Raw genomic sequence first — 20,728 nt, 5'->3', positions numbered from 1 at the left:
CCTTCCGGCTCTTTCGAGGCGTCGGGAGCGTCCGTGCGCATGCTCAGCCCCCCGTCGCGGTGGCGGGCGCCTTGGAGCCCGTGGCGGCGGTGGCGAACTCGGCAACCTTCGCTCCCTCGCGAAGGCGCTGCAGGCCCTCGACGACGACCCTGTCGCCGGCCTTCAGGTCGCCGGAAACCAGCACCCGGCCGCTCTGCCGCTCGAGCACCGAGATCGGCATGCGCTTGGCGACGTCGTCGACGACCGCCCAGACATAGGAGCCGGTGCGATCCCACTGGATCGACAGCGCCGAGACCGCCACGCGCGGCTGCCCCTCGAAGCCGAGCGCGACGACGACCGACATGCCGGGCTTGACGCCGATGGCGCCGGCGGCGGCCGCGTCGAGCTCCGCCTCGACCTTCAGGGTGCGCGCCGTCGGATCGATGCGTGTGTCGATCGAGGTCACCTTGCCGGAGATCGTCGCATCCGGCTTGCTGGCCGCCGTCGCCGTCACCGCCTGCCCTTCGGCGACACGGCCGGCATAGCGCTCCGGCACCAGGAAGGTGACCATCAGCGTCGACACGTCGTCGAGCGTCGTCACGACGGTGGAAGAGGTGATGAAATCGCCGACCGCGAGATCGCTCAAGCCGACGACGCCGTCGAAGGGCGCGGTGATCGTCCGGCGGTCGAGCGCGATCTGGGCGCCGAGAACCGCGATCTGCGCCTTGCGCTCGACCGACTGCGCATCCTCCAGCGCGGAAAGCGCGAGATTGCGGCTGGCGGAGAGCTTCTGGGCGCGATCGAGCGCCGACCGGGCGTCCTTCAACGCGACATTGGCGAGATCGAGCGCCACGCGCTGATCGGAATCATCGAGCCGGACCAGCGGCTGGTCCTTGACCACCTTGTCGCCGGCCTTGAACAGGACCTCGTTCACGACGGCCGAGACCTGGGGGTAGATCTTGATCGAGCGCGGCACCTTCACCGTGCCGACCGAGCGGACCTGGTCGTTCTCGACCTGGCTCTCGACCGCCTCGGTCACCACCAGCGTCGGACCGCCGAGGCCGCGGCCACCGCCGCCGCCACTTCCGCCGGAAGATGCACTCGCTCCGCCAGCGGATGATTCGCGATGCTGGAAGGCGTACCAGCCTCCGGCCGCGAGCACCGCGACGACAAGACAGAGCAGGATTTGTTTCCAAAGCGGCATGGTTGGTCCGATGCATGAGGCCCGTTCGGAACTTGAACGCGGCAGCGAATGACTTCCGTCGCGGCGCAGCAAAAAAGACGACGCGCATCCGGACCGTCCTCGCGGGGGATCCGCGCCGCCGCGGCGCCGCGCCAGCCCCACGGCGACGATCCGAAGGAAGATCGCTGGTATATCAACAGTTCTGTGACAGCTTACGAAAGCGCGCCCACGCGGCGGAGGACGGCGGTTCGACCGCGCCAATCGCCCCGCCGGCGCGCGGCCTGGCGCGTTCGCCGCCCAACCGGAGGCATCAGAGCCGCACGGCGCGCAACCCGGGATCGGCCGGATCGGCGCTCCGCCGCGCCATTGCTGCATTTCGGGACTTTACTCAAGCGCCGGGATCGTGGACGGTAGCACCGGAGGAAGGATCCTGCTGGCGGGATTGTCGGCCGCGCAATCGGCCGCGCCTGTTTGCGTGCCATCATGGAGGTTTGTTAATGGCAAGTCTGACGTTGCGCGAAGTTCAGAAGTCGTTCGGTGAAGTTGCGATCATCCGCGGCGTCGATCTCGAGGTGAAGGACGGCGAATTCTGCGTGTTCGTCGGTCCGTCGGGTTGTGGCAAGTCGACGCTTCTGCGTCTGATCGCCGGGCTCGAAGGCACGACCGATGGCACCGTCCGCATCGGCGACCGGGACGTTACCCGCCTGGCCCCGGCCGAGCGCGGCGTTTCGATGGTGTTCCAGTCCTACGCCCTCTACCCCCACATGACGGTCGCCGAGAACATCGGCTTCGGCATGAAGATGGCGAAGATGCCGAAGTCCGAGATCCAGGCCCGCACCGAGAAGGCAGCCAAGATGCTGCACCTGACGGAGCTGCTGCAGCGCCGTCCGGCCCAGCTCTCCGGCGGTCAGCGCCAGCGCGTCGCCATCGGCCGCGCCATCGTGCGCGAGCCCGACGTCTTCCTGTTCGACGAGCCGCTGTCGAACCTCGACGCCGCGCTGCGCGTGCAGATGCGCATCGAGATCTCGAAGCTGCACAACGACCTCAAGGCGACGATGATCTACGTCACGCACGATCAGGTCGAAGCCATGACCATGGCCGACAAGATCGTCGTGCTCAGCGCCGGCCGCATCGAGCAGGTCGGCTCGCCGCTCGAGCTCTATCACCGCCCGAACAACCTCTTCGTCGCCACCTTCATCGGCTCGCCGAAGATGAACCTGTTCAATGTCAACGTCACCGAAGTGACCGGCGGCTCGGCGATCGTCGCCCTGCCGGGCGGCTCGACGCTGGCCATCCCGACCCGCGGCGCCACCGTCACCCCGGGCCCGATGACCCTCGGCGTCCGTCCTGAGCATCTGACGATCGCCCCGGGCGACACCGGCGGCATCCCGGGCACCGTCTCGCTCTCCGAGCATCTCGGCGGCGAAACCATGCTCTATGTCGACGTCGAAGGCGCTGAGCCGACCATCGTCAAGGCGGACGGCCTCGCCGCGCAGCGTTCGGGCGACAAGGTTCGCATCATCGTCGCTCCGGAGACGGTTCACCTGTTCGACAAGTCGGGCAAGGCCATCGTCAACGGTTCGCTGATCTAAGGTCCGCGAAGGGCGCCTGCCCTTCCACGGCCTGACACAGACGCTGCATTGCAGCCCCAGAAGCCCGGAAGCGCGCCTTCCGGGCTTTTCCTTTTCTCGCGCCCAGCCCGTCGGACGGGCGGATTCGGCCGCACCCGACGCGGCGGAAAGACTCGACTCGGTTGAAGTCTGGAAAACAAGACTTTAATGAGAAGGTATTGAAGACCGCTCGAACTGCGACCGATTCCGGCGCGCGTGCTCGATCGGGGGTAAGAGAGGGACGCCATGCGCCTGACCCAGCAGACCAGCTATTCCATCCGCATCCTGCTCTATTGCGCCGCCAACCCGGGCAATAACAGCCGGATCAAGGACATCGCCGCGACCTACAGCATCTCCGAGCTGCATCTCTTCAAGATCATGCACGTGCTCGTCGAGAGCGGGTTCATCGAGACGATTCGCGGCCGCAATGGCGGCATCCGCCTCGCCAAGCCGGCCAACACCATCTCGATCGGCGAGGTCGTGCGCGCGACGGAGAGCAATTTCTTCCTGACCGACTGCTTCGACACGACCAACCGCGATTGCCCGCTGGTCGATTCCTGCGGCGTGAACAAGATCCTGGCCGAGGCGCTGCGCGCCTTCTTCGCCGTGCTCGACAGCTACACCATCGCCGACGTCGCCAAGGATCGCGGCCAGCTGCGCGGCCTGCTCGACCTCAGCCACGACACGATGCACCCGATCGCCGCCACATCCTTCGCGCATCAGCCTTCCTGATCGACGCGGCCGTCAATTTATAGTTGACTTCCAGCATCATATTTTAATAGCTGCTCATGCGGCGACCATCTTTCCATGGCTTGCCGGCTTCCTTCGGATGACGGGGTGGAACATGGCAGTTTTGAGTGGAAGCAAGCAGGCCGGACTTCTCGGCGCAGCCGGCGCGGCGGTGATCCTGATGACGGCGGTCTCCGTGGCGCAGGCGCAAGAAGCCTCCCGCGCCATCGCGATCGAGCTCAACGGCGCCGAGGCCAACGACAAGGCCTGCCGGCTGAGCTTCGTCTTCAACAACGGCCTCGCCACCGGCATCGACGACATGGCGCTCGAACTGGTGCTGTTCGAGAAGGACGGCCGGGTCAACCGCTTCGTCGTCGTCCGCAGCGCCAAGGTGCCGGCCGGCAAGAGCCGCGTCCGCCAGTTCGACATCCCCGGGACCGAGTGCCCGTCTATCGCCCGCATCCTCGTCAACGACGTCAAGGAATGCAAAGGCGCCGAGCTCACCCCCGCCGCCTGCGCCGACAGCATCAAGGTCTCGACGCGCTCCGATATCAAGTTCGACAATTGATGGCGGCGTGACGCGGCGAGGATAGATCATGGGCGTGCGGCGCGCTTCCTGGGCTTGGGCATTGGTTCTGTCGATTGCGGCGCATGGCGCCGTGGTGGCGGCCTTCACGCCGGATCCCAACGAGGTGGCCGAAGCCGGTTCGGGCGCCGGCAGTTCGGTCGAGGGCTCGATCGACGCCATCATCGGTACGGATGTCGAGTTCGAGGAACTGACCAGCGAAGAGCTGAAGACAGCCTTCGACACCGAAATCGCCCCGGCGACAGAGACGTCGGAAATGGCGGCGCTGTCCCCCTCGACCACCGAATCGGAACCCGTGCAGGAGGCGACGCCCGCCGTCGCGCCGGCGGCTTCCGCCGCGGTCGAGGCAGTCGCCGTCGCGGAAGCGACGCCCGTCGAGGTGTCGGTCAGCAGCCTGGCGCCGGCGCTCGCCGCCGACATCTCCGCCACCCCGATCGAAAGCGACCTCGCGGCCGCCTCCGTGACCGAAGTCAGCGAGATCGTCCCGACCGAGACGCTCTCGAATGTCGCGCCGACCACGCCGGACACCGCCGCCGTGACGCCGGCCGCCGCCAGCGCCCAGCCCGAGACGGTGACCGCCGCCGAGGCGCCGACCGTCGAGGCCAAGCCGGTGGAGACGCCGGCCGAGAGACCGATCCAGACCGCGCTGGTCACCGCGGTCAAGCCGGCGGCTTCCGCCGCGATCGAAGAGGTAGTGCCGCAGGAGATGGCTCCCCTTCCCGAAGCCAAGCCTGTCGACGTGAAGCCCGTCGAGGCCAAGCCGGTCGAGGAAGCTGCCGAGCCGAAGCCGGTCGAGGCGCAGAAGGTTGCGCCCAAGCCGGTCCAGAAGAAGATCGCCGAGAAGGCCGAGCCGACCCGCAAGCCGCCGCGCGAAAAGGCGGAGAAGGCCGACAGGAAGCGCAAGGCCGAGGCGCCGAGCCGCGGCAATTCCGAGTTCGAGAGCGCGCGCGGCGCCGCCGTCGCCAGCAATGACAGCCCCGCTCGCGACAGCGGCATGGGACGCTCGCGCGAGCCCGGATCCGGCGCCGCCGCCAACTCGAACTACAAGGGAAAGGTGCGGGCCAAGATCCAGCGCTCGACCCAGATGCCGAGCAAGGCGAAGCGGCTCGGAATAACCGGGCGCGCCCAGGTCAGCTTCACGATCACGCCCTCGGGCGCCGCCAGGAACATCGTGCTGGCGAGCAGCGCAGGCAATCCGATGCTGGACGAAGCCGCCCTTTCGGCGGTGCGCCGCGCATCCCCCTTCCCGCCCATGCCGGCCGGCATGCCGCAGCTCGAAATCAACGTGCCGATCATCTTCAACATCGGCCGCTAGGCCCTCTCCTACCTGGATCTTGACGGTGAGGCGCGCCTGGACCCACACTCCGCCGACAACGGAGACGGTCTTCCATGGAAGCGCGCGACGTTCTGGCCCGGACCACGCTTTTCGCCGATGTCCTCTCGGACCGGCAGCTTCAGGACCTTGCCGCTCGCAGCAAGGTCTATGACGTCGGCAAGGACCGCGTGCTGATGACCGAGGGCGATTTCGGTTCGTCCATGTTCATCATCGTCAGCGGCAAGGTGGACGTCACCGTCGCCGGCGCCCGCCATCCCAATCGCGAGGTCGCCATGCTCGGGCCGGGCGACATCTTCGGCGAGATGTCGCTGATGACCGGCGCGCGCCGCGCCGCCACCGTCACGGCGATGGAGCCGACCCGCGTCGTCGAGATCACCAAGGTGGCGCTGGAAACCGTGCTCACCCATTCGCCGGAACTCGTCGACCGCTTCGGCGCGTTCCTCGCCAAGCGGCGGGCGGAGCTCGACGAGATCGCCGATGACGAGCACGCAAGCCGCATTCTGGGCGTTCGCACCGACGAGATCGCCGGCGCGATGCGGCGGCTCTTCGGCCGCGGCTGATCTTGGTTCAGCGGAGCCGGCGACGGCGACCGGCTCCCGCCGGGCCGCCCTGCCCGACCCGCAGCGTCAGTCGCCGCAATGGGTCGGGGACTGACCGCAACAGGCATAGTCGCCGCAGGGCGGCGGACCGCTGTTCTGGATCCGGTTGTTCAGGTCGTTGACGATGTCGTTGCGGCCGCCATCCTGGGCGCGCAGCTTCTCCGGATATGGCAGGAAGCTGTCGCCATAGAGCGGATAGGGCACGACGCCGGTGACGCGGATCAGCGAGCCGTCCCAGGTCAGCGGCCCCTCGATGCGGCCACCCTTGTGGATGCGCAGCGCCTTGCCGGGACGGTCGAGCGTCACCTCGCGGCCATCGGGAAGCGTGATCACCAGCTTGCCCTCGACCAGCACGATGACCGACTCGTTCGGCCCGACGATGCCGTCATAGATCGTTCCACGCACGCCGATCGTCGCCACCGGAGTCTTCAGATGATAGCTGCGCGGGTCCGACGAGCCGGAAACGAAGCGGAAGATGCCCTTGGTGGCCCGGAGCGCGATGTCGTTCTTCGAGCGGCCCGGGTCGTAGACGAAGCGGTCGAGCGTGACGTCGGAGCCCGGCCCGACATTCAGGCTGGTCTCGTCGAGGAACAGGAGCTGCGCCGTCGAATCCGCGCCGGTGCGGACCTGCTGGTCGAGCACGATCGGGTCGCTGACGGCGAGCGGCCTCGCGGCGCCGCGCACGACGCCCTCGACCTTGTTGTGGATCGCGCCGGCGCGGCCGATCATCTGTTCCGCGGCGAGACCCGGCATCGCGGCCAGCATCCAGAGCGCCGCACCTGCCGCAGCAGTCGTGAAGAGACGGCCGATTCGCATGATGAGCCTCCCTGCCTGGGATCACGTGACGTTGCCCGACTTTGACACCGGCCACCCGACAAACCAAGGCCGGCGTTCCGCGCCGCCCCGCTTCCCGTAACGGAAACGCGGATTTTGCCGAAGGCGTTGCCGATCTGCACCGCTCCGCAGCAATTTCCGGCGGAGGGATGGTGAGCAGTTGCGGCGGGCCACGGGCAAACTTACTCTGCGTTAAGCTTGTTAGTCGGGGGCTCCGATCATGAAGCACAGTCTTCTGGCGGTCGCACTCGTCGCCAGCGCAGTATGGGTCGGGGTTTGCGGCGAGAAAGCCGCAGCGGTTGATCGCGACCAGGCGATCGCGCTCAGCGAGGCCTATAAGCGCGTCCTGGCGGACCCGACGAATGCCGCCGCCAACATGGAATATGCCCGTCTCGCCGAGGCGGTAGGCCAGCCGCGCAAGGCGCTGGCGACGTATGAGCGCGTGCTGCTCTACGATCCCAACAATGAAGAGGCGCTCGCCGCGCTGGTGCGCATCCGCCGCCAGCTGCAGCCCGACACCACGCTGATCACGCTCGAGGCCGGCTTCGGCTATGAGAGCAATCCGCTGCAGCGCAACACCGATCTCGAGAGCTCGCTCAAGGCCTATGCCGCCGGCCGGATCGAGGACGAGCGCCGGATCGGCGACACGCGCTGGCGCACCCTGCTGCTCGGCAACGCGGAATATTTCGGCGATGTCAGCGAGCTGGACTGGGGCTATCTCGGCGGCGTCACCGGCCCGATCCTGCCGGTCGGCACCGTGATCTCGATCAACCCGTTCATCGGCGGCGGCGTCTCGTCGCTCGACAACGCCTATTACTATTCCGAGGCGATCGCCGGCCTGCAGTTCGAAGGCTACCTGCAGGGCGCCTACCAGCTGGCGCGGCTGCGCGCCGGCTATCGCAGCTTCAACGAGGACTCGGTCTCGACCGACGGCTTCTACGCCGATTTCGTCTGGCGCTGGGCCATTCCCCAGGTCGTCGACCCCGACGACACGCTGGTCATCACGCCGCATGCGCGCTGGAGCGGCATCGGCGGCGTCGACATCTCGAACAGCGTCTTCGGGCCGAACGACATCAAGCCGGGCGACTATGTCTCCTGGGGCGCGCGGTTCGAATATTTCAACCAGGTGGCCGACTGGCTGACGCTGGGCGGCGGCGTCGACTTCACCCAGACGCTCTACGACCATCTCTACACGCCGGACGGCGAGAAGCGCGACGACGTACTGATCGAGCCGCTCGTAAGCGCCGTGTTCAACCGCGCCTTCGGCATGCAGTCCGACCTCGCGCTCGACTACCGCTTCCAGTGGAACCAGTCGAACGACGAGGAACGCGACTTCGGCAACCACATCGTCACGGCGCGGGTCGTCACGCGGTTCTGAGGCGTGAATGGTACGTTCCACTCCCCTCACCTCTCCCTGAGGGAGAGGTCGGCTCGAAGAGCCGGTTGAGGGTTTAGGGAACGATCCGGTGAGGCCATGAACCCTCACCCGCCGGCCTACGGCCGTCGACCTCTCCCTCAGGGAGAGGTGAGAAGAAGCGCCCCCTGCTCCGCTCTATCGGTTGACCAGAACCAGCGCCAGGATCATGGCGAGGTAGGTCGCCTGGTGCGCCAGCTGGTCGAGGCCCATCGCCCACCAGTACTGCTTGTCCTTCGGCTCCCAGCCGAAGCGGCTGCCGATATCGTTCTTCAGCCAGTCGATGTGGTAGTGGGCGACGAATTCGAGCGCCAGGATCAGGAGCGCGACCGGCAGGCGCGTCGGATAGATCAGGAAGACCGGTATCGAGCCGAGCGCGTGGATGCCGGCATGGGCCAAGCCGGCCGGGTGGCCGTAAAGGCCTTTGTTGCGGATCTGGTTCGTCGTCTGCAGGAAATAGTCGCAGACGACATGCTTGACCTGAAGCACCGCCGATGCGGCGATCGGTGCGAGCGTAGGATCGATCAACACGGTCCTCCGAAATGCTGCCGGCCTCCCTCTCCGAGCCGGCTGCAGGGTCGAATCTGGCAGAACGAAAGCAGGTGGAATGTGACGGCCGTCACAGGTCGATGGTGATGTGCGGCGCCGATTGCCCCTCGAAGACGCCGCGTGCCGAAAGGCGCTCCAGCATAAAATGATAATAGCGGGCAAAGCGAGCCGGCGCGGCGGATTTTGCACGGTAGAGCGCGCTCCGCCAGATGGACGGATCGAGCTCGGGCAGCGCCGCGGCGAAGGCGCGCTGCGCCTCGGCGAAATCGGGTTCCGCGTCTGGCGGCGCCAGCGTGAAGATGCGGCTCATGCCGCTGCGGCCGCGCACCTGGATGCGGTCGATCTCGACCAGCCCCACCTTCCCCGCCGCCCGCGCCGTCGCCTCGCCGACGATGATGCCGAGACCGTAATCCTTGGTCAGCTGCTCGAGCCGGCTGGCGATGTTCACCTCGTCGCCGATAGCCGAATAGTCGAAGCGCTGCGCCGTGCCGAGATTGCCGACGCAGCAGGCGCCGGTATTGATGCCGATGCCGATCCGGACCTCCGGCATGGCGCGGCCGCGTTCGGCGGCGGCGCGCTGCCATCCGGCGTTCAGCCCCGCCATCGCCGCCATCATCGCCTCGGCCGCTTCCAGCGCGTGGCGCGCATGATCGGGATCGTCGAGCGGCGCGTTCCAGAACGCCATGACCGCGTCGCCCATATATTTGTCGATCGTGCCGCGATGGTTGAGGATGATCTCGGAGAGCGGCGCCATCAACTCGTTGATGAAGCCGGTCAGCTCGGTCGCGCTCATCCCCTCGGCGAGCGTGGTGAAGTTGCGCACGTCGCAGAAGAGCAGCGTCAGCTCGCGCATCTCGCCGCCGAGCTCCAGCCGCGAGGGATCGGCGATGATCTCGTCGACCACCGCCGGCGCCACGTAATGCTGGAAGGCGCGGCGGATGCCGGCGCGGGCGCGCTCGGCCTGGCGGAAGGTGTAGAGCACCGACCCGATCACCAGAAGTATGATGGCGAGCGCCGGGTAGAACGGATCGAAGAGCAGTCCGAGCCGGAGATAGGCGAGGAAACCGCCGACCAGGATGCCGCCGACGGCGAGCGCGCCGAGAATCGCGGCGGCGACGGCGGAGACATGCGGCAGGATCAGCGCCAGCAGCAGGCCGAGCCCGACGATGACGGCAATCTCCACGCCGCTTGAAAAATCCGGGCGAGTCAGCGAACGGCCAGTCAGGATATGCTCGATCACCTGGGCATGGATCTCGACGCCTGGCACGGCGGAATCGAGCGGGGTGGCGCGCAGGTCGAGCAGCCCCGCCGCCGAGGTGCCCACCAGGGCGATCCGGCCTTCCATCAGATGCGCGGGGATGCTGCCGTCGAGCACGTCCTTGGCAGAGACGAAGCCTTCCGGATCGCTCGGGCGGAAGCGCAGCCAGATCGCGCCATCGGCGTCCGTCGGCACCACCAGCGCGCCGATCCGCACATGGTTGAGCCCGGTCTCGCGGCCAAACGCGGCCTCGCCGCTGGCGTTCGATCCCTTGAGGATATAGGAGCCGGCGTCCTGAGCGACGCGCAGCGCCTCGGCCGCGAGCGACGGCACCAGCGCATCGCCGACCCGGAACACCAGCGGCACGCGGCGGACGATCTGGTCGCGATCCTGCAGCCAGTTGATCGAGCCGATGCCCTTCGCCGCCTCGTCCAGCACCGGCACGTTGGCGATCGCGCCGGCAAAATTCGCGATGAAGGGGCGCGGATCGTCGCCGGCAGTGGCGAAGCCGGCCTTGAGCGGCGGCAGCGGCGCGCCGCTGCCCGAAAGCGACAGGCCGAGCACGGAAGGTGTCGCCGCGAGCGCGTCGGCAAAGACGCGATCATGGGTCGGCGCATCGCCGATCGAGGCGGCGACCAGCGTCGCCTGCTCCGGCGGCAGGCGCTTCACCACCTCCTCCGGCGAGCTCTGGTCCGGCTCGGAGAACAGCACGTCGAAGGCGATCGAGGCCGCGCCCGCCTCCGCCAGCTTGCGCGCGAGATCCGCCAGCACCGTGCGCGGCCAGGGCCATTGCCCGACCGCCTTCAGCGACGCCTCGTCGATATCGACGATCAGCACGGGATGTTCCGGCAACGCCTCGGCCGGCGCCATGCGCTGGTAGAGATCAAAGGCGAGCAGCCGGATGGCCTGGACGGGGAATGGATCCGCGACGCGCAGCAGCGCGGCGCCGGCCAGGAAGACCGCTACAGCCAGGTAATAGACGGGCCTGCCCAGGAATCGCATGAGAATCCGTTCGCGCTCGCGGATCGGGACGATAGCCGAAGCCGGCGCGAACGGAAATCGCCCCGATCAGGCAGCCTCGTCCGCCGGCGGCGCCATGGCGCCCGTCATGATCGCCACCGCGTCCGACATGGTGTGCCGTTTCGGATTGATGACGGCGACGCGCTTACCAAGGCGGTGAATGTGGATGCGATCGGCCACCTCGAAGACATGCGGCATGTTGTGGCTGATCAGCACGATCGGCAGGCCGCGCTCCTTCAGGCGCAGGATCGTCTCCAGCACTTTTCGCGACTCCTTGACGCCGAGCGCCGCCGTCGGCTCGTCCATGATCACCACCCGACTGCCGAAGGCGGCGGCGCGCGCCACGGCGACGCCCTGGCGCTGGCCGCCCGAAAGCGTCTCGACCGGCTGGTTGATGTTCTGGATCGTGAGCAGGCCGAGTTCGGTCAGCTTCTGGCGCGCCACCTTCTGCATGTGCGACTTGTCGAGGGTGCGGAACAGCCGGCCGAAGAAGTCCTCGCGCCGCTTCTCGCGGCCGAGGAACATGTTGTCGGCGATCGACAGCGCCGGCGACAAAGCGAGGTTCTGATACACCGTCTCGATGCCCAGATTGCGCGCCTCGATCGGGCTGCGGAACGCGACCGGCTGGCCGTTCAGCCAGATCTCGCCGTGATCGGGCGTGACGGCGCCGGTCAGCGCCTTGATCAGCGTCGACTTGCCGGCGCCGTTGTCGCCGATCACCGCGAGGATCTCGTTCGGCATCAGGTCGAAATCGGCATTGTCGAGGGCGACGACGCGGCCATAGCGCTTGTTGAGCGCGCGGGCCTTGAGGGCGGGTTCGACGGACGGGGTGTCGGCGCTCATGACGAAATCTTCCGGATCCACTGGTCGATGGTGACGGCGACGATGATCAGCACGCCGACGGCGAAATCCTGCCAGAGCAGTTCGAGGCCGGAGAGCGCCAGGCCGTTGCGGAAGACGCCGACGATCAGCGCCCCGACGAGCGTGCCGACGATCGAGCCGCGACCGCCGAACAGGCTGGTGCCGCCGATCACCACGGCGGTGATGCTGTCGAGGTTGGCGGTCTGGCCGGCCTGCGGGCTGACGCCGCCGATGCGGCCGATCAGCACCCAGGCGGCGATGGCGCAAATAAAGCCGGCGAGCGAATAGACGGCGATCAGCGTGCGGTCCGTGTTGATGCCGGCGAGCCGCGCGGCGTCGGGATCATCGCCCGAGGCGTAGACGTGGCGGCCGAACGCCGTCTTGTTCAACACGTACCAGATGACCGCGGCGACGATCAGCATGACGATCGAGCCGTAATTCAGCACCCAACCCTTCAGGAAGCCGAGATCGAGCCCGAGCGTGTCGGCGAAGAAGCTGTAGGGTTTGATGATCGTGCCGGTCCATTGCAGGAAGGGCGCGGCCTCCTGCATGTCGGCCTGGCGGATCGTCTCGCTCTTCGAATACCAGACATTGAGCGCGCCGAAGATGCTCCAGGTGCCGAGCGTGACGATGAAGGGCGGCAGGCGCAGCTTGGTGACGATGATGCCGTTCAGGAAGCCGCAGGCGAGGCCGGCCAGCAGGCCGAGCGGAAAGGCGATCTCGACCGGCACGCCATAGACGACGGCGGTGCGCCCCATCACCACCGAGGCGAGGATCATGATGACGCCGACCGAGAGGTCGATGCCGGCCGTCAGGATCACCAGCGTCTGCGCGACGCCGAGGATCGCGATGATCGTCACCTGCTGCAGGATCAGCGAAAAATTGAACGGCGCCAGGAACTTGCCGGGCGCGGCGAACGAGAAGATGACAATGCCGATCAGCAGGACGATGAAGGGAATGCTTGTCGGGTAGCGGTGCAGGAATTCCTGCATCCGCCGGATGAGGCCGCGATCCGGGTCCTCGAAGCTCGCAACGCCGCCCTGTTCCTGGGACAGGCCGCGCTCGGCCGCCGCCGAACCGGTTGCATTATCACTCATGAGGCCGTCCTCCCCGACGCCTGTTCGTGGGAGCGCCGGAGCGCTCCCACGGGATCACAATGAAATCAGCCGCGCCGGGATCAGCCCCAGCAGAGCTTCAGGCCCTCTTCAACCGAGATCGACGGCACGCCGTCCACCGGCTTGGCGGTGATCAGCTGGGCGCCGGTGTCGAGGAAGCCCATCTTCGGGTCGATGTCCGGGATCTTGCCGGAATGGATCGCCTCGAGCGCCATCGCCGCCATCTTCAGCGGGTATTGCTGCGAGGTGGCGCCGAGCGTGCCGGCCTGCACGTTCTTGACGCCCGGGCAGCCACCGTCGATCGAGACCAGCAGCACGCTGCCGTCATCCTTGCCGACCGCCTTCAGCGCTTCCCACGCACCGGCGGCCGCCGGCTCGTTGATCGTGTAGACGACGTTCACGTCCGGGCATTTCTGCAGCGCGTTCTCCATCGCGGTACGACCCTTCTCCTGGTCGCCCTGGCTGATTTCATGCGTGCAGATGCGCGAATCGTCCTCGTCGCCGTACTTGTTCGGGTCCTTCACGTCGATGCCGAAGCCCTGCATGAAGCCCTGGTCGCGCAGATAGTCGACGGTCGGCTGGTTGGTGGCGAGGTCGAGGAAGACGATCTTCGCGTCCTTGGCCTTGTCGCCGAGCGTGCCCTTGGCCCATTCGCCGATCAGGACGCCGGCCTTGCGGTTGTCGGTCGCGAAGGTGGCATCGGCCGCGTTCATCGGATCGAGCGGCGTATCGAGCACGATCACCTTCAGGCCCGCGTCGCGCGCCTTCTGGATGGTCGGCACGATCGCCTTCGAATCCGACGGGACGATCGCGAAGCCCTTGGCGCCGGCGGCGATCAGGTTCTCGATCGCCGCGACCTGGCCGTCATTGTCGCCGTCATACTTGCCGGCGGCGGTGATCAGCGTGACGCCGAGCTCCTTGGCCTTCGCCTGGGCGCCTTCGCGCATCTTGACGAAGAAGGGGTTGGTCTCGGTCTTGGTGATCAGGCCGATGACCTCGTCGGCCAGCACGGGAGCCGCCGACATCGCCAGGATGCTTGCGGCAAGCATAAGCTTCTTCAACATGATCCGTTCCTCCCTGGCCGATTTATGTTCTGCGCCTGCGGAGCGACCAGTTTCTCCGCGACGCTCCCGGTCCCTCCCGAGAATCTCATGTGAGGCCGGCGAACCGCGCGGGGCCGGTCTCGAATTCGCTGTCCTCGTCGTCGCGCGTCAGGATCGAGGCGCGCGGCGAGAAGTTGAAGAACATCGGCAACGTCGCCGCGCCGATGGCGCCGGCGTCACGACCGAGCGTGCCATGCAGGATGCGCGGCGGCCGCCGCGCTTCCGGCGCGTGCTCGTCGAGGGCCGCGGCAAGCCGGCGGATCAGCGCGTCGACCAGGCCGCCATCGATGTCGGCGTCGACGACGATCAGTGGCACGTCGAGCAGCGCGATCGCCGACCAGATCGCCGGCGCCAGCGCCTCGACGGCGTCGTCGATCCACTCCTGCACCGCCGGATGGCCGGCGGCGAAGGCGGCCTGCATGTCGGCCGGCGACGCGACGGCGACGCCGCTTGCCTGCAGATGCCGGCCGAGCGCGTTGAGCGAGGCGCGGGTGATCAGCAGTTCCCGCCCGTCCTCCGATTTCGGCGACGAGCCGAGCCGGCCCGGCGCCACCGCGATCACGGCGACGTCGCCGGCATTGCCGGTGCTGCCGCGCAGGCAGTCGCCCTTGACGACGATGCCGCCGCCGATGGCCGGGCCGATGAAGAGATAAAGGAAGTCGTCGACGCTGCGGCCGAGCCCGTAGAACAGCTCGGCGATGGCGGCGGCGTTACCGTCGTTCTCGCTGAAGACGGGAAGCCCCGTCGCCTCCTCCAGCCCGGCGGCGAAGTCGAAATCGTCCCAGCGGCGGAAGATCTCGGCCGGCAGGTCGAGCCGACGGAGCCAGGCGCCGAGATTGTAGGGAAGCGCCAGGCCGATGCCGGCGAAGCGCTCGCGCGCCGGCGGCGCCAGCCGGTCCAGCAAGGCGTGGACGTCGCGCGCCACCATGGCGAGCGCCTCGTCCGGCTGCGGCAGCACCATGTCATAGGCGCGGCGCGCCAGCGGCGTGCCGTCGAAGTCGATCAGGATGGTTTCGATCGAGCGGCGGTCGAGCCGGACGCCGATGCCATAGGCGCCGGCCGGATTGAGCCGCAGCATCGTCGCCGGCTGGCCCCGGCCGCCATCATGGCGCTTGCCGACCTCCTCGATCAGGCCGAGATCATCGAGCTTGCGGATGATGCCGCCGATGGCGGTGTTGGTGAGATCGGCGGCGCGGGCCAGCTCGGCCTTGGAGGCTTCGCCCGCGCGGCGCAGCCGTTGCAGGACCAGCCGCTCATTATAGCGGCGCAGCTGCGCGGAATTGCTTCCGCGACGGATGCCGGGCCTCTCCAAAGCCTGCCTCCCAGATCGAATGAACCTTGCCGGTCGCTTATTAATTCAATCTGGTGCAGTTAATTGTCGTAACGGCAGGCAAGTCAAGCGGCATTCGACCTTGCATCGCGGCATGAAAATTCTTCGAATTGCGGCGATGCGGGACCGACAAATTCATGAAGTCGACAATCAAGTTCCGACGTCTACGCATTTGCCTGGACGAAAATACTGAAAGGCATTGGGGCGCGCCGACGATGCCCGACGCAGCACGATCTCCCTGGCCGTCGCAACACATGCGGCGACCATCGCGTGACCGATAGCGGTAGCCGGAACGATGCCGGCTCAGCGCGGGGCGAATTCCGGGCGCAGCACCTTGTAGAGCCGGCGGAAGCGCTCGATCTTCTCGGCGTAGCGCGCCGTCGCCGCCGGGTCGGGGTCGATCGTCGCCTGGATCGGCGGCGCGGTGCAGACCGAAGCGACGCTGCCGCCGCCGGCCGAAAGGATCGCCAGCCGCGCCGCGCCGAAGGCCGGCCCCTTGGCGCCGCCCTCATGCAGCACGACCTGCACGCCCAGCACATCGGCAAACATCTTCATCCAGAGCGGGCTCTTGGCGCCGCCGCCGATCGCACCCATCCGCGTCGGCCGGGTGCCGGCCGTGGCGAGCGCCGATTGCGCGTCGGCGAACGAGAAGGCGACGCCCTCGAGGACGGCGCGGATCAGGTCCGTCGTCTGCGTCGCAGGCGTCAGGCCGAAGAAGACGCCGCGCGCATAGGGATCGTTGTGCGGCGTGCGCTCGCCGGCGAGATAGGGCAGGAACAGGAGGTCGCTGTTTCCGGCCGGCGTCGCCTCGACGCGGGCGAGCAGCTTGCCGATATCCGCCTCGCCGACCAGTTGCGCCGCCCAGGCGAGCGCGCTGGCGCCGTTCAGCATCGCCGCCATCTGGAACCAGCGCCCCGGCAGCGCATGCGCGAAGGTGTGGACATAGGCGGCCGGATAAGGCCGGTAGGTCTCGTTGACGACGAAATACTGGCCAGAGGTGCCGAGCGAGATGAAGGCGTCGCCCTCGTCGACGGCGCCGATGCCGATGCCGCCGGCGGCCGCATCCCCTGCCCCGCCCGCGACGATGACCCTGGCATTGAGCCCGAGCGCCGTGGCGGCGGCGGCGGAAAGCGTTCCGGCAGCGGCGGAGCCCTCGACCAGGCGCGGCATGACGGCGGGATCGAGGCCGGTGGCGGCGACGATTTCGGGCGACCAGCGCCGCTCGGCCTCGTCGAGCCAGAGCGTGCCGGCGGCGTCCGACATTTCCGAGACATAGGCGCCGGTCAGGCGGAAGCGGACATAATCCTTCGGCAGCAGCACATGGGCGACGGCGGCGAACACCTCGGGCTCATGCCGCGCCACCCAGAGCAGCTTCGGCGCGGTGAAGCCGGGCATGGCCGGAACGCCGGCGATGCGGCCGAGATCCGGCACGCGATGTTCGAGCGCCGCGCATTCGGCGTGGCTGCGGCCGTCGTTCCAGAGGATGGCCGGCCGCAGGACGCGATCTGCCTTGTCCATGAGCACCGCGCCGTGCATCTGCCCGGAAAGACCGATCGCCACTGTGGCTGCATAGGCAGCAGGCGCCGCCGCCTTCAGCGTGGCGAGCGCGGATTCCGTCGCGCGCCACCAATCCTCCGGGTCCTGTTCGGACCAGAGCGGATGCGGCCGCGAGATCGGAAGCGCGACGTCCGTTTCCGCCAGCACGGTCTGGCGCTCGTCGACGAGAAGCGCCTTGACCGCCGATGTGCCGATGTCGATGCCGAGATAGCTGGCCATGTCTCTCCCCCGTCTGCCGCGCTGCGCCCAAGAGCTTGCAAGTCAGTGGGCTTGTCAATCTCCTGACGGGACGCCGCGCCCCGGCCAAACGGCCGCTTTTCGAGCGAAACGCCTCGCGACATGCCGCGCGGGGCCCGGATTTCCGCCCGATTCCCTCCCGGCGGACGGGATCGGAACGGCATCCTCGCCGACTGTCAAAAAAAGGAAATGCTTGGCTGGTAGAAGCCGGCCTGTCGGCCCCATATGGACGTCGCATCCGATGCGATGCCGCGGTGATTTGAGAAGCAGCTTGCGCCGCGACACCAAACGCTAAAGCGTCACGAAGCGGTTCGTGGCTCTGGATTCCGACAAGGAGGTCTCCGATGCCAAATACGGCAGCGTCCCTACGTAAGCCCCTCGCACAGCACGATATTTTTCGCTGTCGCCGGAACTCCCCCTGATTTCCGACATTGGTGCGCACCGGGGCTCGGCCTCGGCGTGGCGCTAGCGCCAAGGATGAAGAGAGATCGCGGCCCGGATCTTGCATGGCAAGATTCCAGGCGGCGAAAGGAGAACTTCGGTGTTCGACAATTACATCATCGAGATCGATGACGAGGCAGCCGGCATCCTGATCCGGTCCGGCCGGTCCTTTGCGTTCCACGCCCTCGAGGGCACGTTTGCCACCCTCGAAGGACAAGTCTTTGCCGATGCCGTCGCGGCCGAACGAGCCGCGCGCAAGATCCGCCGGATGCCGGCCAGCGCCTCCATCCAGGCGTCGTAGCCGCCGACCCACGGCCCCGAAGCGCCGCAGCCTCCAGGCGCTGCGACGCTTCAGCGATGTTTCATGCACACCCTTTTTTCCTGGATACGTCCCCAGCAAGGAACCGGCGAAATCGTGGCGCATTCAGCCTTGTGGGCTGGGCGTCGAGATCGGCTTGCGCCTTCTGGACAGGGATCCAGCGAAAATACTACTGCCGACGAACAGGAAATCGCCACAATCACCGCGGGTGGTAGCACCACTTAATCGGTTATAAAGACAGGCTCCGATAGCTTTCAGCGAGGTGCAGACCTGGGAAGGCCTCCGGCTTGACAAGCTACGTAGACGTCCATTCGGACGATATCGAGCAGACGACCGATTTCAGCGACGTTCGCGATCTCTATGCCGCGTGGATATCGGCACAGGGGAGCGGCATCCCTGACCTGCGCCACTTCGAGGTCGCCCTCGCCGGTCCCATCGCCGATCGCACCATGCTGATGCGCGCTTCCGGCAACACGCTGATCTATGAGCGGGTCGGCCGCAACGTCGTCGCCCTGTTCGGCCACGACCCCAATGGCAAGGTGCTGGAGCAGATCGAGAATGCCGGCGCGCGCTCGTTCCGCTCGACCTATTTCCAGGTCCTGAAATCCGGCCGGCCCGGACTGGCGCTGCACGACAATGTCGGCGCGACGACGGTCGGCATCACCGAGCGGCTGATCCTGCCCGTCCGCTCCGACGGCGACGACTGCCTGCTCTGCTATGTCCGCCCGCGCGAGGACGCCACCAATGTCCTGCGCTCCGTCTTCAACGTCAGCGCCGACGCGATCACCGTCTTCCAGGCCATTCGCGACCGCGACGGCCATGTCGTCGACTTCTCGATCAACGCCGCCAATGCGGAGGCGGCCCGGCGCCTGAAGATCCCGCCGGACGAACTGGTCGGCGCGCGGCTGCTGGAAGTCTGGCCCTTCGCCGCGACGGACGGGCTGCTCGACCGCTTCATCCGCTCCGTGAACAGCCAGCTGCTCGATGTCTTCGACGCGAGCTATCCCGAGGATGGCAAGATCGTCGAGCGCCAGCTTCGTCTCGCGCCGCATGGCGAGGGGCTGACCGTCACCGACGTCGACATCGGGCCGACGCTGGCGGCGACCCGCGCCATCGACCAGCAGCACAACGAGCTGTTGCAGGCGAACGAGCTGCTCGAGGCGCGCGCGATCGACCTGATGGCGAGCTACGCCTCGCTCGAGCGCACCACCAACGAGCTGCGCGAGGAAATCACCCGCAACCGGGCGCTGGAGGCCGAGCTGGTCCACCTCGCCCATCATGACGGGCTGACCGGCCTGCCGAACCGCAGCTATTTCGAGCAGCGCTTCGAGGAGAAGCTGAAGCAGATGAAGCGGGCCAAGCGCCGCGCCGCGCTCTGCATCATCGATCTCGACCACTTCAAGGACATCAACGACAGCCTCGGCCACGACGCCGGCGACATGGTGCTGCGCGAGGTGTCGAACCGGCTTCGCAGCACGATCCGCAAGTCCGACGTGATCGGCCGCCTCGGCGGCGACGAGTTCGCCGTCGTGCTCACCAACGCGCAGGACACCCAGGACGCCGCCGCCGCCGTCAAGCGGATGATGGAGGCGGTCGCCCGCCCCTTCACGGTCAAGCAGCAGGACGTGCCGATCAGCCTGAGCGCCGGCGTCGCCATCTTCCCCGCCGATGGCCGCACGTCGAGCGAGCTGATGTCGGATGCCGACATCGCCGTCTATCGCTCCAAGCGCGCCGGCCGCGGTCGCACCGTCTTCTTCACGCCGTCGATGCGCGACGACGCCGAGCGGCGCTACCACCTGCTCAAGGCGTTGCGCCAGGCGCTCGACGCCGGCCAGATCGCGCCCTTCTACCAGCCGCTGCTCGACATACGCAGCGGCAAGCTGGTCGGCTTCGAGGCGCTGGCGCGCTGGCTGCATCCCGACCATGGCATGCTGCTGCCGTCGACCTTCGCCGAGACCTTCGACGAGCCGGACATCGCCCAGGCCCTGACCCAGACGATGATCCGCAGCGTCATCGCCGACCTCGCCACCTGGCAGAAGAACGGCCTGACCACCCGCGTCAACATGAACGTCACCGCGTTCGACCTGCGCAATCCCGGCTTCGCCGAGGACCTGCATGCGCGGGTCAACCTGCATGGCCTCACGAGCTCGCAGCTCATCATCGAGATGACCGAGACGACGATCCTGTCGCGTGACGCCGAGCGCATCGCCTCGACGCTCAGCGACCTGCGCCGGCTCGGCTTCTCGCTGGCGCTCGACGATTTCGGCACCGGCTACGCCTCGCTCAGCCACCTGCGCAGCCTGCCGGTCAGCAGCCTGAAGATCGACCGCTCCTTCATCCGCGACCTCGAGCACGACCCGAAGACACGCGCCATCGTGCGCTCCATCATCGAGCTCGCCGGCGCGCTCGACCTCGCCATCATCGCCGAGGGCGTCGAAACGCGCTCCCAGCTGGAAGCCGTCACGGCGCTGAACTGCTCGATCATCCAGGGCTACCTGATCGCCGAGCCGATGGCGGGGGCCGACATTCCCGCCTTCATCCGCGACTTCAGCCACCCCGTGCCGTCGCTCCGCCGCAGCTCGCTCGGCTGAGCCGGCTTCGCCGGGCATTGCCGCCGGCCGCTTTCCGGTCCAGACTTCCGCTCGCCTGGCCATGCGGGGGCACGCAT

General features: G+C 67.4%; 17 protein-coding genes. 8 read left to right on the top strand and 9 right to left on the bottom strand.

From position 1 onward, the window contains the following. Positions 1–43 precede the first annotated feature (43 nt). Positions 44–1,183 (bottom strand): efflux RND transporter periplasmic adaptor subunit, encoded by a 1,140-nt coding sequence (locus OSH07_RS17350; protein ID WP_266339931.1) that lies wholly within the window; start codon positions 1,181–1,183, stop codon positions 44–46. Positions 1,184–1,659: 476 nt separating this feature from the next. Here OSH07_RS17350 and OSH07_RS17345 point away from each other — a divergent pair, with 476 nt between their 5' ends. The 5 genes from OSH07_RS17345 to OSH07_RS17325 all read left to right on the top strand — a co-directional run bounded on the left by OSH07_RS17345 (position 1,660) and on the right by OSH07_RS17325 (position 5,983). Beyond that, positions 1,660–2,754 carry an ABC transporter ATP-binding protein gene (locus tag OSH07_RS17345; RefSeq protein ID WP_266339930.1) on the top strand — a complete coding sequence of 365 codons (1,095 nt, stop codon included), beginning with the start codon at positions 1,660–1,662 and terminating at the stop codon, positions 2,752–2,754. 264 nt (positions 2,755–3,018) lie between these two features. Further along, entirely contained in the window at positions 3,019–3,504 is a 486-nt protein-coding gene (gene rirA / locus OSH07_RS17340) for an iron-responsive transcriptional regulator RirA (protein ID WP_266339929.1), read from the top strand. A gap of 112 nt (positions 3,505–3,616) precedes the next feature. Then, a complete protein-coding gene (locus OSH07_RS17335; RefSeq protein WP_266339928.1) occupies positions 3,617–4,069 on the top strand; it encodes a hypothetical protein in 453 nt (150 codons plus the stop codon). A gap of 28 nt (positions 4,070–4,097) precedes the next feature. Beyond that, the gene (locus OSH07_RS17330; RefSeq protein ID WP_266339927.1) at positions 4,098–5,402 is read left to right on the top strand and encodes a TonB family protein; all 1,305 of its coding nucleotides are present in this window, start codon (positions 4,098–4,100) and stop codon (positions 5,400–5,402) included. Between the two features lie 74 nt (positions 5,403–5,476). After that, positions 5,477–5,983, top strand: a complete 507-nt coding sequence (locus OSH07_RS17325; protein WP_266339926.1) for a Crp/Fnr family transcriptional regulator — start codon at positions 5,477–5,479, stop codon at positions 5,981–5,983. A gap of 66 nt (positions 5,984–6,049) precedes the next feature. Here the strand turns inward: OSH07_RS17325 and OSH07_RS17320 are convergent, their stop codons facing one another. Continuing rightward, on the bottom strand, positions 6,050–6,838 hold the full coding sequence (locus OSH07_RS17320; protein WP_266339925.1) for a FecR family protein: 789 nt from the start codon (positions 6,836–6,838) through the stop codon (positions 6,050–6,052). Between the two features lie 238 nt (positions 6,839–7,076). Between OSH07_RS17320 and OSH07_RS17315 the strand changes: the two genes are divergently transcribed. After that, a complete protein-coding gene (locus tag OSH07_RS17315; RefSeq protein ID WP_266339924.1) occupies positions 7,077–8,234 on the top strand; it encodes a surface lipoprotein assembly modifier in 1,158 nt (385 codons plus the stop codon). 174 nt (positions 8,235–8,408) lie between these two features. On the opposite strand, the gene OSH07_RS17310 is transcribed toward OSH07_RS17315, so the two are convergent. The 7 genes from OSH07_RS17310 to xylB form a co-directional block, all read right to left on the bottom strand. Next, complete coding sequence (locus OSH07_RS17310) at positions 8,409–8,798, bottom strand: DUF3307 domain-containing protein (RefSeq protein WP_266339923.1); 390 nt, start codon at positions 8,796–8,798, stop codon at positions 8,409–8,411. A 91-nt stretch (positions 8,799–8,889) separates the two neighbouring features. After that, a complete protein-coding gene (locus OSH07_RS17305) occupies positions 8,890–11,079 on the bottom strand; it encodes a CHASE2 domain-containing protein (protein ID WP_266339922.1) in 2,190 nt (729 codons plus the stop codon). Between the two features lie 66 nt (positions 11,080–11,145). After that, a complete protein-coding gene (locus tag OSH07_RS17300; RefSeq protein ID WP_266339921.1) occupies positions 11,146–11,940 on the bottom strand; it encodes an ATP-binding cassette domain-containing protein in 795 nt (264 codons plus the stop codon). Continuing rightward, on the bottom strand, positions 11,937–13,055 hold the full coding sequence (locus tag OSH07_RS17295) for an ABC transporter permease (protein ID WP_266339920.1): 1,119 nt from the start codon (positions 13,053–13,055) through the stop codon (positions 11,937–11,939). Before OSH07_RS17295 ends, OSH07_RS17300 begins: the two co-directional genes overlap by 4 nt. 80 nt (positions 13,056–13,135) lie before the next feature. Beyond that, positions 13,136–14,134, bottom strand: coding sequence for a sugar ABC transporter substrate-binding protein (locus tag OSH07_RS17290; protein ID WP_266339961.1), 999 nt, complete (start codon positions 14,132–14,134; stop codon positions 13,136–13,138). A gap of 88 nt (positions 14,135–14,222) precedes the next feature. Further along, on the bottom strand, positions 14,223–15,488 hold the full coding sequence (locus tag OSH07_RS17285; RefSeq protein WP_266339919.1) for an ROK family transcriptional regulator: 1,266 nt from the start codon (positions 15,486–15,488) through the stop codon (positions 14,223–14,225). 321 nt (positions 15,489–15,809) lie between these two features. Then, on the bottom strand, positions 15,810–17,282 hold the full coding sequence (gene xylB / locus OSH07_RS17280) for a xylulokinase (RefSeq protein WP_266339918.1): 1,473 nt from the start codon (positions 17,280–17,282) through the stop codon (positions 15,810–15,812). A 520-nt stretch (positions 17,283–17,802) separates the two neighbouring features. Between xylB and OSH07_RS17275 the strand changes: the two genes are divergently transcribed. Further along, the gene (locus OSH07_RS17275; RefSeq protein ID WP_277614315.1) at positions 17,803–18,042 is read left to right on the top strand and encodes a hypothetical protein; all 240 of its coding nucleotides are present in this window, start codon (positions 17,803–17,805) and stop codon (positions 18,040–18,042) included. A 305-nt stretch (positions 18,043–18,347) separates the two neighbouring features. Beyond that, complete coding sequence (locus OSH07_RS17270; protein ID WP_266339917.1) at positions 18,348–20,651, top strand: putative bifunctional diguanylate cyclase/phosphodiesterase; 2,304 nt, start codon at positions 18,348–18,350, stop codon at positions 20,649–20,651. The last annotated feature ends 77 nt before the right edge of the window (positions 20,652–20,728 follow it).

It is taken from the genome of Kaistia nematophila (assembly GCF_026343855.1).
GTDB lineage: Bacteria > Pseudomonadota > Alphaproteobacteria > Rhizobiales > Kaistiaceae > Kaistia > Kaistia nematophila.
The sequence above is the reverse complement of the archived record's forward strand: the minus strand, read 5'-3'. Positions and strand labels throughout refer to the sequence as shown.

Bases quoted from the DNA above. Each gene is read 5' to 3' on its own strand.
- OSH07_RS17350 (WP_266339931.1), bottom strand. From the start codon at position 1,183: ATGCCGCTTTGGAAACAAATCCTGCTCTGTCTTGTCGTCGCGGTGCTC.
- OSH07_RS17295 (WP_266339920.1), bottom strand. From the start codon at position 13,055: ATGAGTGATAATGCAACCGGTTCGGCGGCGGCCGAGCGCGGCCTGTCC.
- OSH07_RS17325 (WP_266339926.1), top strand. From the start codon at position 5,477: ATGGAAGCGCGCGACGTTCTGGCCCGGACCACGCTTTTCGCCGATGTC.
- OSH07_RS17335 (WP_266339928.1), top strand. From the start codon at position 3,617: ATGGCAGTTTTGAGTGGAAGCAAGCAGGCCGGACTTCTCGGCGCAGCC.
- rirA (WP_266339929.1), top strand. From the start codon at position 3,019: ATGCGCCTGACCCAGCAGACCAGCTATTCCATCCGCATCCTGCTCTAT.
- OSH07_RS17305 (WP_266339922.1), bottom strand. From the start codon at position 11,079: ATGCGATTCCTGGGCAGGCCCGTCTATTACCTGGCTGTAGCGGTCTTC.
- OSH07_RS17330 (WP_266339927.1), top strand. From the start codon at position 4,098: ATGGGCGTGCGGCGCGCTTCCTGGGCTTGGGCATTGGTTCTGTCGATT.
- xylB (WP_266339918.1), bottom strand. From the start codon at position 17,282: ATGGCCAGCTATCTCGGCATCGACATCGGCACATCGGCGGTCAAGGCG.
- OSH07_RS17300 (WP_266339921.1), bottom strand. From the start codon at position 11,940: ATGAGCGCCGACACCCCGTCCGTCGAACCCGCCCTCAAGGCCCGCGCG.
- OSH07_RS17345 (WP_266339930.1), top strand. From the start codon at position 1,660: ATGGCAAGTCTGACGTTGCGCGAAGTTCAGAAGTCGTTCGGTGAAGTT.
- OSH07_RS17320 (WP_266339925.1), bottom strand. From the start codon at position 6,838: ATGCGAATCGGCCGTCTCTTCACGACTGCTGCGGCAGGTGCGGCGCTC.
- OSH07_RS17315 (WP_266339924.1), top strand. From the start codon at position 7,077: ATGAAGCACAGTCTTCTGGCGGTCGCACTCGTCGCCAGCGCAGTATGG.